Source organism: Maribacter sp. UH1 (genome assembly GCF_056839145.1).
Genome location: NZ_CM166387.1, coordinates 4,065,166 through 4,079,337, shown reverse-complemented (window position 1 = coordinate 4,079,337; position 14,172 = coordinate 4,065,166). Strand labels below are relative to the sequence as shown.

Here is a 14,172-nt window from a genome sequence, read left to right as displayed (position 1 = left end):
GCATATTTACTGTATGAAACAGGCATTAAAATCAGAGCTATCAAAACAACTCATTCTCACTGAGGCTTTTAAGCTGTTTTATGAAGATGGTTTTAAAACCACTAGCATAGAAAAGATAATGAAGGCAACTACTTTGACCAAAGGAGCTTTCTATCATCACTACGCAAATAAAAAAGAATTAGGCATAGCCGTTATTACCCAAAAATTACAAAGTAGAGTTCAAAAAAGAATGGTGTATCCGCTTTATCAAAATGGTAATGCATATACTATTTTAGAAGAAACTTTTCTAAACAGCCTTAAGTCTTTTACAATCTACGAGAAGAAACACGGTTGCCCAACAAATAATCTCATCAATGAAATCGGGGATAATGAAAAGGTTTATCAAAAAGCACTGAAAAACATTATTGAGGAATGGAAAAGAGCCCTTATAGAATTAATAGAAAGAGGAAAGACAGAGCATTCTATTAAAAAAGATATTTCAAGTGCCGCAGCAGCTATTTATTTAATTAGCGCTTTTGAAGGCATACGTGGAATTCGTAAGCTTTATGATGATGACAAAGTGATTGATGAATATCTAAAGGGACTATCTATTTACTTAAAACAGATAAAACAATAATTTTTTTTACCCAAAAACATACTACATAGAATGTTTTTATAATCTTAAATACTATGAACAAAGACAGAAGAGACTTCATTAAAAAATCTACCATACTTGGTGCCGCCGGTGCAACCATCCCTGCCATGGGGTTTGCCAATAAAAAAGAACAATTATTTGAAAGACCAAAAGTCCTTTTCTTTGATGTCAATGAAACCCTGTTAGATTTAACAGCAATGAAAGACAGTGTTGCAAAAGCTTTAAATGGGAGAAATGATTTGCTCCCACTTTGGTTTACGACCATGTTGCAATACTCTTTAGTATCAACAGTTGCAAATCAATACAATGATTTTGCAATTATAGGTGCTGCAGCATTACAGATGGTTGCTGCAAATAACGGTATTACGCTAAGCCATGAAGAAGCCAAAAAGTCTATTGTAGACCCAATACGTTCTTTACCTGCTCACCCAGAAGTTCCATCAGCTTTACAATCTTTAAAAGATGCGGGATATACATTGGTTTCTTTCACCAACTCATCCAACAAAGGAGTTGAAACCCAATTTAAAAATTCTGGGTTGACCAAATATTTTGATCAACGCTTGAGTATTGAAGATATGGGAAAATTTAAACCACATGTAGATGCATATAACTGGGCTGCCAGAAAAATGAACATTCAACCAAAAGAGTGTCTGCTTGTAGCTGCTCATGGCTGGGATATTTCCGGGGCACTTTGGGCTAATTGGAGAGGTGCTTTTATTAGTAGACCTGGCGCACAACTATACCCTTTGTCCCCTACTCCAGAGATTCATGAAACTGACTTAACATTGGTAGCAAAAAAATTAATCAGCCTATAAAAATATTCCAAAAAAAATAAGGGAAATGAATTTAGAAAACAAAGTTATCATTGTTACCGGTGCCTCTAGAGGTATTGGTCAAGAAGTAGCATTTCTATTAGCCAAAAATGGAGCTAAAGTAGTTGTAAACCATTCTAATAGTTCAAAAGACGCAGAGAAAACCGTAACTAAGATTAAAGATAATGGTGGTGAAGCAATCGCTATTAAAGCAGATGTTAGTAATAGAGAACAAGTTACCCAGCTGTTCGACAAAACTATAGTCGCATACGGAGAAGTAAACGTATTGGTAAACAATGCTGGAGTTATGATTTCCAAAGAGCTGAAAGATAACACCCAAGAAGATTTCAGTAAGTTATTTGATGTTAATGTAAGAGGCATATTCAACACCTTACAAGAAGCAAACACTAAGCTTGCAGATAAAGGTAATATTATAAATTTCTCTTCTAGTACGGTAAAACTAATGTTCTCTACCTACGCACTGTATTCTGCTTCTAAAGCAGCGGTAGAACAGATGACACGTGTTTTTTCTAAGGAAATTGGTAGAGGCATTTCAGTTAATGCCTTGGCACCCGGAGCTACGGAAACAGAATTGTTCATGAAAGGGAAATCACAAGAATTAATAGATAAATTAAGTTCTATGAATGCTTTTGACAGACTTGCACAACCTATAGACATAGCAAGAGTTGTACTATTTTTGGCAAGTGATGAATCTAAATGGATTTCTGGTCAAACTATTGGCGCCAATGGTGCTCTAATCTAAACCTAAATAATAGAAATGAATTTAAAAATTACCACACTACTAGTTTTAACCATTATGATAACTTCTTGTAAAGGAGAAAAAACGGTAAAAAAAGAAGAAATAAGCACTCCTACCTATGACAACAAAGGTCAAGAATTAGTTTCCAAAATGGTAGAAAAAGTAGGTACTTACCAAACGTTGAGAAGTAAAAAAGATGTAATATACACTTACAGCTATCAAACTCCAGATGGTAAAACAGATATTTCCAATGAAAAATACATTTTTGATGGTGAACTATCTTATGGCAAATACGACAAGCACCAAAGAACATTAAGCAATTTTGAAGGTACTATTGAACAAGGCTATGATGGCAAAGAGTTTTGGCTTAAAAACAATGGGGAAATCATTTTAGATAGTAGTGCCCTAAAAAGAGTTTCATTCAACAGACCCACTAATTTTTATTGGTTTGCAATGTTTCAAAAGCTAATGGACAAAGGTGTATCTTACGAATACCTAGGCGAAGAAACGTTGAACCAAACTGTATATGAAATCGTTAAGGTATCCTTTGATTTTGGGAACTCCAAACCTACGGACATCTATCAATTATATATTAATAAAAACACTCATTTGGTAGATCAATTTCTATTTACGGTTGCAGATTTTGGAGCAATGGAAACACCAAATCTTATGGTTTTAGAATATGAAGATGTAGATGGGATGTTAATTCCTACAAAAAGAAAATATAAAAAATCTACTTGGAAAGCAGCCGTTAGCGATGCTCCATGGATAAACGTAAATTGGTCCAACATTAGTTTTAATAAAAGCTTAAAACGTAAAGAATTTAAAAAATAAGTACCTGATAACTAAATTATTAAATAGTAATACCTAAGTTATACCTATTGAAACGATTTACCTTATGGTAAATCGTTTTTTACTTAAATCCATAATTTAAAAACCACCTTTAACCGCATATCATTACCTTCTACACCACAAGACTGATGGAAGATTAACAAAATTTAATCAAGGTTCTTAACAAAATTAAATACATTGCAAGTCTGTTTAAAATCAGCTATTACTCTAAAAGCTTTTAAACAGAGTACAACTTAAAATATATTAACGACCTAACTACCAACTCAACATATGTCAACAAAAACCGACTACTCCACGTTTGATAATTTAAACGAAGAACAACTACCCGTTGCAAAACATAAGTTACATGATTGGACGCATTTTGCGGGCTTATATGCTGCAGAACACGTTGCAGCAACAGAATTTGTAATTGGTGCTACATTTGTAGCGCTTGGAGCTAAAACAATGGATATCATCTTAGGTCTGCTGATTGGAAATATCTTAGCAGTCCTGAGCTGGACCTTCATCACCTCTCCTATTGCAGTAGAAACTAGATTAAGTTTATATACATACCTAAATAAAATTGCAGGAGATTCTATGACAAAGCTCTATAACTGGGCAAACGTCATTATATTTTCGGTCATATCCGCTGCAATGATTACCGTATCGGCTACCGCAGTCCGTTTTGCTTTTGATATTCCCGCTCAATTAAACTGGTACCCTACCAACATGTGGTTTGTAGTTATCGTATTTTGTGTTGGGCTCGTTGTGGTATCTATAGCCTTATACGGATTTAATGCAGTTTCTGAATTTTCAGGTATTTGCGCACCATGGCTTTTTGTAATGTTTACAAGTGGTGCCATGGTATTACTACCAGCTCTTTCTTTAGATGTTTTAGGCACAACATTACCTAACGGATGGAACGATCTGATATCGCTCGGAGACCAATCTATATGGACCGGAGTAGATAGTGCCGGAGAACCCGGTATTGGGCTCGTAGAAGTTATAGGTTTTGCATGGGCTGCGAATACAATCACTCATTTTGGATTAATAGATATGGCATTGTTACGTTTTGCCAAAAAGAAATCTTATGGTCTTGCCACCAGTACAGGCATGATGTTTGGGCACTATGTTGCTTGGATAGCAGCAGGGATTATGGGTGCAGGTGCAGCGGTTATTATTGGTAAAACTATTGTAGAACTGGATCCGGGCGATGTTGCATTTTATGCTTTAGGTTGGTCTGGTTTCGTAATCGTAATCGTAGCAGGTTGGACAACAGCAATAACAAATTTATACAGAGCAGGGCTAGCGGCACAAGCTATTTTCCATAATCATTCACGTAAAAAGACAACTATTGTTGTTGGTTTAATCACGATTGCCATAGCCTGTTTCCCATTTGTATTTTCACAGATTTTACCGCTATTAACCTATGCAGGTTTATTGGTTGTTCCTGTTGGTGGTATTGTGTTTGCTGAACATCAAATATTTCCAAGAATAGGATTTACACGTTATTGGTCTCAATACCGAAATTTAACGTTTAGTACGCCAGCAATTGTTTCATGGGGATTAGGGTTGGTATTCGGTTTTGGCTTAAATGCATTAAACGTGATGTCTTTCTTCTACCTATTCATTCCTACTTGGATTTTCACTATTGTTATTTACACTATTCTTGCTGGCAAATACGGAGCTAAAAATAAGTACCCGCAAGCTGAGGAAAACGAAAAGTTGAGAAACCAGGAAATTGAAGCATATCAAGAAGAAAAAAGCAAATTAGAGACAAAACCTAAAAAAGACACCTCGCTACTAACTAAGGTCATACAAATGGTTTCAATTGTGGCACTTATAATCACCTTGGTATTGGCAGGCATTGTACTTTTTGACAGTGCTAACGAAAATATCTATGTTGAAAATAGAGAAACCTTTTATCGTTACGCCTTTATATGTACTGTAACATATTTTGTTACTGCTTATTGGGCATTACTACGTGGCAAATCAAAAAAACTAAGCTAAAAATGACAAAAGAAATCATGCTGAATAATGAAAATTTAGCAGAAATAAGCAAACAATTACCTACCCCTACATTTGATAGAACTTCTCTTAAAGTAGGTATCGTTCACGTTGGTGTTGGTGGTTTTCATAGAGCTCACCAAGCTTTTTACACACACTTGCTTCAAGAAAAAGAAAATGCTTCTGAATGGGGTATTTGCGGTATAGGGTTACGAAAGGGAGATCAAAAAATCCATGACGTACTTCAGAAACAAGACGGCATGTACACTTTAATCATAAAGTATCCGGATGGGAACATAGATTCTCAAGTAATTGGCTCCATTATCGACTTTAAATTAGGGTATGATACTCCCAAGGTGGTAGTTGATCAAATGGCGCATCCAGATACAAAAATAGTCTCCTTGACCATTACTGAAGGTGGCTATAACTTTAATCCGGCAACGGGTGAATTCGATTTTGAAAATGCAGATGTACAGCACGAATTACAGCATCCAAACGACCCTAAAACCATATACGGATTTTTAACCGCTGCCATTAAAAAAAGAAAAGAAGACGGGTTACCTGCCTTTACGGTAATGTCTTGCGACAATATTCAACATAATGGAGATGTTGCAAAAGAGATGTTATTGACGTTTGCACAAAAACAAGATGCGGAGTTAGCGGCATACATAGAAAAGGAAGTAAGTTTCCCCAACAGTATGGTGGATCGTATTACTCCCGTTACTACGCAAGCAGATATTGATTATTTAGAGAATACATACGGTCTTAAAGATGAATGGCCAGTAACTTGCGAACCATTTATTCAATGGGTCATTGAAGATAATTTCTCTAACGGTAGACCAGAATTTGAAAAAGTAGGCGTGCAGTTTGTACCAGATGTTAAGCCTTATGAAAAAATGAAATTGCGTCTTTTAAACGCAGGTCATTCCGTTCTTGGACTTTTAGGAGCAATACATGGTCACCCAACTATAAATGCGTGTATGGAAGATGATTTGTTCGTTTCCTACTTAAGAGCTTTTATGGACAAAGAAGCTACACCCGTTTTAGACAAACTAGAAGGTATAGATCTATCAGCCTACAAAGACAGTTTACAAGAACGTTTTGCTAACCCTAACATAAAGGACAGCGTTAGTCGTATTTGCTCTGAGAGTTCCGCTAAATTACCTAAATTTTTAATTGCTACAATTCAAGATAATTTGGCTAACGGTGGTAGTATAAAATTTGCCACCTTAGTCATAGCCGCGTGGTGCTATTATAGCGACAAAGGACAAGATAAAAATGACAACCCTATTGAGATTATTGACGCTATGCAGGAGCAGTTGCACCAAGCTGCCAGTAAAACTCAATCTGACCCACTAGCCTTTATAAAACAAGAATCATTATTTGGTAATCTAATTAACGAAGATAAATTCACTAGTCTATATAGCGACTTAGTTCAAAAAATTTATGCTAATCCCAATATTAGAGAAATAATGAAAACACTTTAATTGAACAGAAGGTCAATTTTAGCTAATATAATTAATTCAGATTTATTATTTCCTGAGAAAGAATCTGCAATAGCCTTGGCCGTTTTTTTGGTCAAGGCTTTTATTTGTTCAGAAAATGCATGAGGGTGAATATTATAGAAATCTTTAAACTCATCAAAACATTCTTCACTACTTTTTTCAGACTCCATTAAAACATCGAATACAATTTCAATTTGGTTTGCAGCATCTGTACCATAGCGGTCGGTAAAATCATCTACATATAACCAATCCTCCTTAACGTACTCTTTAACCTTTTCCCATTCATTGTTATGAACGGTACCGTCACTAATGGCTACGGCATAAAAAAGCTTCCCTAAATTTTCATATAGTCCGTTTATTGTTTTCGCTGTATTTTCCATTTTAGCAGTTTTTAGTTGATGTTTACGTAAAAATATGAAGTAACCTGCTGTTTTAATATGACAATAATCAGTGTTAATCAATATATTTGATATATGCAGGATTTTCAAAAAAACAGTGATATTTTTAATTTACTTTCAGAAGGTGTTTCTGAAGGAATTATCGTGGTAGACTCCAATCAAATCGTAGTAGCCACTAACACTTCATCAGAACAAATGTTCGGTTATGAAAAAGGAGAACTGCTAGGAAAACCCTTAGATGTTCTTATACCTAAGAGATACCATGCTAATCATGATGCACATGTAGAAAAGTTTATTGCAAAAAGTGATAAGCGCCAAATGGGTCATGGCAGAAATCTGTACGGAATTTGTAAAGATGGTAAAGAATTTCCTGTGGAAGCCGGATTAAATCCGTTTGAATTTTATGGTTCCACTTACGTTATGGCATTGATTATTGACATTACCGAACGTAAGAATAGAGAAAAAGAATTAAGCCATTGGGCACGTATTTTTGATGAATCGCTGAATGAAATTTTTGTATTTGATGCCAAAACTTTAAAATTCTTAAACATAAATAAAGAGGCTCAAAGAAATATTGGTTATTCATTCGATGAATTGTATAATATGACACCGGTTGACATTAAACCAGATGTATCAATTTCTCAATTTGAAGAGCTAATAGCACCTCTATTAAAAGACGAGACCTCTAAAGTCAAATTCGAAACCAAGCATGGTAGAAAAGACGGCACTACGTACCCTGTAGAAGTACACCTGCAATTATCTACTTTAGGTGAAAAGAAAGTTTATGTAGCCTTTATACTGGATATTACAGAACGTAAAAATTACACTGAAAATCTAGAAAAAACAGTTGAAGAACGCACGCAACAACTTACAGAAGCCTTAGCGGTAGAAAAAGAACTCAACGAACTAAAAACCAGATTTTTATCATTAGTATCCCATGAGTTTAAAACACCTCTAAGCAGTATATTAACCTCTATTACGTTACTTGGCAAATACACAGAAACGGAGCAACAGCCAAAACGAGATAAACACGTTACCACCATAAAAAACAAGGTAAAATATTTAGACACAATACTTAATGATTTTCTATCTGTAGAGCGCTTAGAATCCGGTAAAGTGAATTATAAAGTAGTAGAATTCCCATTAAGTAAAATTGTCAATGAAGTAGTATACAATAGCAATATGTTACTTAAATCCGGACAACAGATTCATTACCCCGATAATATAGATGAGCTAAATATAAATTTTGACGAAAAAACGTTAGAGCTGGCGTTATCAAATTTAATACACAATGCCATAAAATATTCGCCAGAGGATACCACTATTGACATCAAAGTAGAAATTTTAGATAATGGTTACTTCATTAACGTCATTGACCAAGGTATAGGCATACCAGAAGAAGAGCAGAAACACATATTTAATCGTTATTTTAGAGCAGAGAATGCTTTATTGACCCAAGGAACGGGTATAGGTCTAAATATTGCGAAACAACATATAGAAAATTTAGGAGGCAGTCTTGAGTTTACAAGTGCCGAAAATAAGGGATCAACGTTTACTTTATTCATACCTAAATTAAAAACCAACTAGAAGATGAAAAGAATTTTATTGATTGAGGATGACAAAGCCTTGCGTGAGAATACTGAAGAACTTTTAGAATTATCTGGTTATAATGTAACAACCGCACCCAATGGCAAAATAGGTATAGAAACCGCAATTGAAAACTTACCGGATATTATAATTTGTGATATTATGATGCCGGTGGTAGATGGTTATGGGGTTCTTGAAAGCCTGTCTAACAACGAAAAGACAAAACAAATACCGTTTATCTTTCTTTCTGCAAAGACAGAACATAAAGAAATAAGAAAAGGTATGGATCTAGGGGCAGACGACTACCTAACGAAACCATTTGAAGAAGAAGAGTTAATGAGTGCCATTGAAAGTAGATTGGCTAAAGCTGAACTACTGAAGCGTATGCAAGATGAAACATCTAAAGAACACGGTGTTTCAGAAAATGAAATGCGCACCATTCATGAACTTAAAAACTTTTTTGATGATAATGGAGAGCTGTCTAATTTTAAACAAGGAGAAATTATATACGAAGAAGGTGCTCGTTCAAATAAAATCTATCTCGTTTTAAAAGGGTTAGTCAAATGCTATAATATGGACCCAGACGGCAAAGAATTAATCACCTCATTATCTAAGGCTGATGACTTTTTGGGCTTTACATCTTTTTTAAACAATGAACCCTATCAAGAATCTGCTACAGCACTTGTAGATGTAGAACTGGCAGGCATATCTAAAGATAACCTAAAAGAGATATTAAATGAAAACAAGACCATTTCATTAGAACTAATGGAGTTTTTGTCTGCAAATATTTCTAACATTAAAGCACAATTATTACAAATGGCATACAGTTCCGTACGTAGAAAAACGGCACAGACTTTATTACAATTTGCTGATATCATGAATACCAAACCAGATGAACCCATTAAAATTTCACGGAATGATTTGGCAAGTGTTGCAGGTATTGCCACTGAAAGTTTAATACGTACCTTATCAGGTTTTAAAAAAGAAGGGCTTATTGCAATTGAAGGAAGAAATATACAAATTGTGGAACTGAAAGCTTTACAGTACGTAAATTAATCGAAATCTGATAAATATCATTTATTACCCTTCTTTATGCATTTACTTTTGTAACGTAAGTTACATAAATGAAACACATTTTAATACCCACAGATTTTTCTGAAAATTCTTGGAATGCCCTTGAATATGCTGCGTGCTTTTTTGAAAACATAAAGTGTACCTTTTATGTATTGCATGTAAATGATTTAAGTAATTCTGACATAGCCGGCAATTCTTTCATTACATTGAATGCCAAAGAAAAATTTTGTGCTAAAGATAAACTCAACGAAACCATTGATCAAATAGGATTGTGCTGTCCAAATCCTGATCATAAATTTATTTCACTTGAAGAATATGGTAATTTCATTGACATTACAAGAAAGACGGTAGAGGAGAAAAAGATAAATTTAATAGTTATGGGCACAAAAGGTGCCTCTGGTATAAAGGCAAGTATAATGGGTAGCAACACGGGTAACGTTATCACAAAAATAGCTTGTAACGTACTTGTAATACCTGATAATATCATTGCTCAAAAACCTACTAAAATAGCTTTCCCAACAGATTTTAATCTATTCTACACCTACCCAATATTAAATTCTATAACGGAAATACTGGAAATTTCTAACGCAGACTTAGAAGTAATTCATATGTCGCAATCAAGACCCAACTTTTCCAACACACAAGTAATAAACAAAGCATATTTACATGATTACTTAAAAGAAATATGCACTGAAAGCCATAGCTTCGAAAACATACTTGGCAAGAACATTAGAGAAACCATAGTGAGTTATATCAGTGAGAACAAAATTGAAATGCTGACCATGGTCGCTAAAAATTTAAACCTGTTTCAGCAATTGTTCTTCAACAACTCAATAGAGCAATTAAGTTATGAAACTACGGTCCCGTTATTCGTAATGCATGAGTAATGGTTGAATTTTAATGTTTTGGGTTAAAATTTAAGTTTCTAGAACATTTCAAACAATAACATAACATATGTAATTAACCTTCAAAATCGTACTTTTGCAACTTTGCTGTGAATACATGATTAATTTTGAAGAAAATATAGAAGTTAAGGGCGCTCGCGTTCATAACCTTAAAAATATTGATGTTACCATTCCCCGAGATAAATTGGTTGTTATAACCGGCTTGTCTGGTAGTGGTAAATCTTCTTTGGCTTTTGACACCATTTATGCAGAAGGACAAAGACGATACATAGAAACTTTTTCTGCGTATGCAAGACAATTTTTAGGTGGATTAGAACGCCCAGATGTTGATAAGATAGACGGACTATCTCCCGTAATAGCCATTGAACAAAAGACGACCTCTAAATCACCTAGATCTACAGTAGGTACTATCACTGAAATTTATGATTTTCTAAGATTGCTTTACGCCCGTGCTGCAGATGCACATAGTTACAATACGGGAGAAAAGATGGTAAGCTATAGCGATGAGCAAATTAAAAATTTGATCATTGAGTCTTATTTAGATAAAAAAATAAACATACTAGCTCCAGTAATTAAGTCTAGAAAGGGTCACTACCGTGAACTTTTTGAACAAATTGCCAAACAGGGATTTGTAAAAGTCAGGGTAGATGGTGAAGTAAAGGATATCGTTAAAGGAATGAAAGTGGATCGTTATAAGACCCACGATATAGAAATTGTAATTGACCGTCTAAAGGTTGCAGAAAGTGAAGACTTTCACAAGCGATTATCTGAAAGTATAAATACGGCCATGTACAGCGGCGATAACGTATTAATGGTACTTGAAGAAGGTACTGAGGTTCCTAGATATTTCAGTAGGGATTTAATGTGCCCTACAACGGGTATCTCCTACCCTACGCCAGAACCTAACACTTTTTCGTTCAACTCACCAAAAGGCATGTGTCCCAATTGCAAGGGCTTAGGTCATGTTTATGAGGTAAACGAGAAGAAAATATTTCCAAACAAGAAACTATCCATTAAAGGAGGCGGAATTGCACCTTTGGGAGACTATAAAAAATCATGGGCGTTTAAGCAGATAGAAACCATTGCAGAACGCTATAATTTTGAGATTACCGCCCCTATAGATTCAATACCTAAAGAAGCTATAGATATTCTACTGAATGGCGGTAAAGAAAGTTTTGAAGTAGACTCTAAATCCTTAGGAGTTAAGCGCACCTACAAAATTGATTACGAAGGTATTTCCAACTTTATTAAAAATCAGTTTGAAGAGGCTGCTTCCACTTCTATTAAAAGATGGGCCAAGGAATACATGGACAAAATTACTTGTCCGTCATGTACAGGTTTTCGACTTAAGAAAGAATCACTCTATTTTAAAATTGAAGACAAGAACATTGCCGAATTGGCAAATTTGGATATTGTTGAACTTGCTTCGTTTTTTAAAGGTTTAGATAAAAAAATTAGCGGTAACCAACTTAAGATTGCCGAAGAAATAATCAAAGAGATCAGTACAAGAATTCAGTTTCTATTAGATGTTGGTCTCGATTATTTATCTCTGAACAGAAGTTCTAAATCACTTTCTGGTGGTGAGGCGCAACGTATTAGATTAGCTACCCAAATTGGTTCGCAACTAGTAGGTGTGCTATATATTTTAGATGAACCAAGTATTGGTCTACACCAGCGAGATAATGAACGGCTGATTAAGTCTCTAGAGTCTCTTAGAGATATAGGCAACTCGGTAATTGTAGTGGAACATGACCGCGATATGATAGAGCGGGCAGACCATGTTATTGATATTGGACCCAAAGCTGGCAAAAATGGTGGAGAAATCATTTCAGAAGGTACTCCAGAGCAGCTGAAGCATGTACATACATTGACCGCGGATTATATGACCGGTGTAAAGGAAATTGAAGTGCCTAAAAAGAGAAGACCCGGTAATGGCAATGAAATTGTATTATCTGGTTGTACAGGGAATAACTTAAAAAACATTACAGTTAAGTTTCCTTTAGGAAAAATGATCGGGGTTACAGGAGTTTCAGGAAGTGGAAAATCTACTTTGATAAACGAAACACTTTACCCAATCATGAACGCCCATTATTTCAATGGCGTTAAGAAGCCAATGCCGTATAAGAAAATTACTGGTCTTGAGCACATAGATAAGGTTATTGACATTAACCAATCGCCCATAGGTAGAACACCAAGATCAAACCCGGCTACATACACCGGTGTTTTCAGTGAAATACGTTCTTTGTTCGCCAAAACTACAGAAGCATCCATAAGAGGCTACAAGCCCGGAAGATTCAGCTTTAATGTCAAAGGCGGTCGTTGCGAAACTTGCCAAGGTGGTGGGCTTCGTGTCATAGAAATGAATTTTTTACCAGATGTTTATGTAGAATGCGAAACATGTAACGGAAAGAGATTTAACCGAGAAACCTTAGAAATTCGATATAAAGGCAAGTCCATTTCAGATGTTTTAGAAATGACCATTAATGAAGCGGTATCATTTTTTGAACTTATTCCTAAAATACATCGTAAGTTAAAAACCATACAAGATGTGGGCTTAGGTTACATTTCTCTTGGGCAACAATCCACTACCCTTTCAGGTGGTGAAGCACAACGTATTAAATTAGCAACAGAACTATCAAAGAGAGATACAGGTAATACATTCTACATTTTAGATGAACCTACAACCGGACTTCATTTTGAAGATATTCGGGTTTTAATGGAAGTTTTGAATAAATTAGCGGACAAAGGTAATACCGTATTGGTAATTGAACACAATATGGACGTAATCAAAATGGTGGATTACATCATTGATATAGGTTACGAAGGTGGGCGATCTGGAGGACAATTAGTAGCAAAAGGAACTCCGGAACAAGTTGCAAAAGACAAGAAAAGCTACACCGCAAAGTTTTTAAAGAGAGAATTAAAATAATAATTAGATATAAATTTATCTAAAAAGCATACAAAATAAAGAATGAGATCAGAAAAACATCACAAAGGCTGGAACGAAATTAAAACAAATGATTCTTGGGCCATTTTTAAGATAATGGGCGAATTTGTCAACGGTTTTGAGCGTATGAGTAAAATAGGACCATGTGTTTCTATTTTTGGTTCAGCAAGAACAAAGGAAGAAGATCCATATTATAAGCTAGCCGTATCTATTGCAAAATCTATTGCAGAAGCAGGTTACGGAGTCATTACCGGAGGTGGACCTGGTATTATGGAAGCTGGCAATAGAGGTGCAAATCTTGCCGGTGGTACATCTGTAGGTCTAAATATTGACTTACCTTTTGAGCAGCATGACAATCCGTATATCGACAATGACAAGAGTTTAGATTTTGACTACTTTTTCGTGAGAAAAGTAATGTTCGTAAAATACTCTCAAGGGTTCGTTGTAATGCCTGGAGGCTTTGGAACATTAGATGAGCTTTTTGAAGCCATCACCCTTATTCAAACACATAAAATTGGTAAGTTCCCAATTATATTGGTAGGTAGCGAATTTTGGACAGGACTAATGGACTGGATCAAAGGAACCATGTTAAAGATGGGTACTATTAGCCCAGAAGATTTAAATCTTATTAAAATAGTAGATACAGAAGAAGAGGTAGTTGAAATTATAGATTCATTTTACAAAGGGCACAGCATGAGTCCTAATTTTTAAT

At 35.2% G+C, this 14,172-nt stretch carries 12 protein-coding genes; 11 read left to right on the top strand and 1 reads right to left on the bottom strand.

The window, feature by feature from the left end:
• Positions 1 to 13: 13 nt before the first annotated feature.
• The 6 genes from UH1x_RS17610 to UH1x_RS17585 all read left to right on the top strand — a co-directional run bounded on the left by UH1x_RS17610 (position 14) and on the right by UH1x_RS17585 (position 6,531).
• A complete protein-coding gene (locus UH1x_RS17610; protein WP_482623269.1) occupies positions 14 to 616 on the top strand; it encodes a TetR/AcrR family transcriptional regulator in 603 nt (200 codons plus the stop codon).
• Between the two features lie 53 nt (positions 617 to 669).
• Positions 670 to 1,449, top strand: coding sequence for a haloacid dehalogenase type II (locus UH1x_RS17605; protein WP_482623268.1), 780 nt, complete (start codon positions 670 to 672; stop codon positions 1,447 to 1,449).
• A gap of 25 nt (positions 1,450 to 1,474) precedes the next feature.
• Complete coding sequence (locus UH1x_RS17600; protein ID WP_482623267.1) at positions 1,475 to 2,209, top strand: SDR family oxidoreductase; 735 nt, start codon at positions 1,475 to 1,477, stop codon at positions 2,207 to 2,209.
• Between the two features lie 15 nt (positions 2,210 to 2,224).
• Positions 2,225 to 3,040 (top strand): hypothetical protein, encoded by an 816-nt coding sequence (locus tag UH1x_RS17595; protein WP_482623266.1) that lies wholly within the window; start codon positions 2,225 to 2,227, stop codon positions 3,038 to 3,040.
• Positions 3,041 to 3,328: 288 nt separating this feature from the next.
• Entirely contained in the window at positions 3,329 to 5,047 is a 1,719-nt protein-coding gene (locus tag UH1x_RS17590; protein ID WP_482623265.1) for a purine-cytosine permease family protein, read from the top strand.
• Between the two features lie 2 nt (positions 5,048 to 5,049).
• Positions 5,050 to 6,531: a mannitol dehydrogenase family protein gene (locus UH1x_RS17585; RefSeq protein WP_482623264.1), complete on the top strand. Its 1,482-nt coding sequence runs from the start codon at positions 5,050 to 5,052 to the stop codon at positions 6,529 to 6,531.
• Here UH1x_RS17585 and UH1x_RS17580 read toward each other — a convergent pair.
• A complete protein-coding gene (locus UH1x_RS17580; RefSeq protein WP_482623263.1) occupies positions 6,528 to 6,929 on the bottom strand; it encodes a hypothetical protein in 402 nt (133 codons plus the stop codon). The genes UH1x_RS17585 and UH1x_RS17580 overlap by 4 nt on opposite strands.
• Positions 6,930 to 7,022: 93 nt before the next feature.
• Between UH1x_RS17580 and UH1x_RS17575 the strand changes: the two genes are divergently transcribed.
• The 5 genes from UH1x_RS17575 to UH1x_RS17555 all read left to right on the top strand — a co-directional run bounded on the left by UH1x_RS17575 (position 7,023) and on the right by UH1x_RS17555 (position 14,171).
• The gene (locus UH1x_RS17575; RefSeq protein ID WP_482623262.1) at positions 7,023 to 8,534 is read left to right on the top strand and encodes a sensor histidine kinase; all 1,512 of its coding nucleotides are present in this window, start codon (positions 7,023 to 7,025) and stop codon (positions 8,532 to 8,534) included.
• 3 nt (positions 8,535 to 8,537) lie between these two features.
• Positions 8,538 to 9,590 carry a response regulator gene (locus tag UH1x_RS17570; RefSeq protein WP_482623261.1) on the top strand — a complete coding sequence of 351 codons (1,053 nt, stop codon included), beginning with the start codon at positions 8,538 to 8,540 and terminating at the stop codon, positions 9,588 to 9,590.
• 68 nt (positions 9,591 to 9,658) lie between these two features.
• Positions 9,659 to 10,495 carry a universal stress protein gene (locus UH1x_RS17565; protein ID WP_482623260.1) on the top strand — a complete coding sequence of 279 codons (837 nt, stop codon included), beginning with the start codon at positions 9,659 to 9,661 and terminating at the stop codon, positions 10,493 to 10,495.
• Between the two features lie 115 nt (positions 10,496 to 10,610).
• Positions 10,611 to 13,442, top strand: a complete 2,832-nt coding sequence (uvrA, locus tag UH1x_RS17560) for an excinuclease ABC subunit UvrA (RefSeq protein ID WP_482623259.1) — start codon at positions 10,611 to 10,613, stop codon at positions 13,440 to 13,442.
• Positions 13,443 to 13,484: 42 nt separating this feature from the next.
• Positions 13,485 to 14,171 carry an LOG family protein gene (locus UH1x_RS17555; protein ID WP_303599267.1) on the top strand — a complete coding sequence of 229 codons (687 nt, stop codon included), beginning with the start codon at positions 13,485 to 13,487 and terminating at the stop codon, positions 14,169 to 14,171.
• Position 14,172: the final 1 nt, after the last annotated feature.

Bases quoted from the DNA above. Each gene is read 5' to 3' on its own strand.
- UH1x_RS17610 (WP_482623269.1), top strand. From the start codon at position 14: ATGAAACAGGCATTAAAATCAGAGCTATCAAAACAACTCATTCTCACT.
- UH1x_RS17605 (WP_482623268.1), top strand. From the start codon at position 670: ATGAACAAAGACAGAAGAGACTTCATTAAAAAATCTACCATACTTGGT.
- UH1x_RS17600 (WP_482623267.1), top strand. From the start codon at position 1,475: ATGAATTTAGAAAACAAAGTTATCATTGTTACCGGTGCCTCTAGAGGT.
- UH1x_RS17595 (WP_482623266.1), top strand. From the start codon at position 2,225: ATGAATTTAAAAATTACCACACTACTAGTTTTAACCATTATGATAACT.
- UH1x_RS17590 (WP_482623265.1), top strand. From the start codon at position 3,329: ATGTCAACAAAAACCGACTACTCCACGTTTGATAATTTAAACGAAGAA.
- UH1x_RS17585 (WP_482623264.1), top strand. From the start codon at position 5,050: ATGACAAAAGAAATCATGCTGAATAATGAAAATTTAGCAGAAATAAGC.
- UH1x_RS17580 (WP_482623263.1), bottom strand. From the start codon at position 6,929: ATGGAAAATACAGCGAAAACAATAAACGGACTATATGAAAATTTAGGG.
- UH1x_RS17575 (WP_482623262.1), top strand. From the start codon at position 7,023: ATGCAGGATTTTCAAAAAAACAGTGATATTTTTAATTTACTTTCAGAA.
- UH1x_RS17570 (WP_482623261.1), top strand. From the start codon at position 8,538: ATGAAAAGAATTTTATTGATTGAGGATGACAAAGCCTTGCGTGAGAAT.
- UH1x_RS17565 (WP_482623260.1), top strand. From the start codon at position 9,659: ATGAAACACATTTTAATACCCACAGATTTTTCTGAAAATTCTTGGAAT.
- uvrA (WP_482623259.1), top strand. From the start codon at position 10,611: ATGATTAATTTTGAAGAAAATATAGAAGTTAAGGGCGCTCGCGTTCAT.
- UH1x_RS17555 (WP_303599267.1), top strand. From the start codon at position 13,485: ATGAGATCAGAAAAACATCACAAAGGCTGGAACGAAATTAAAACAAAT.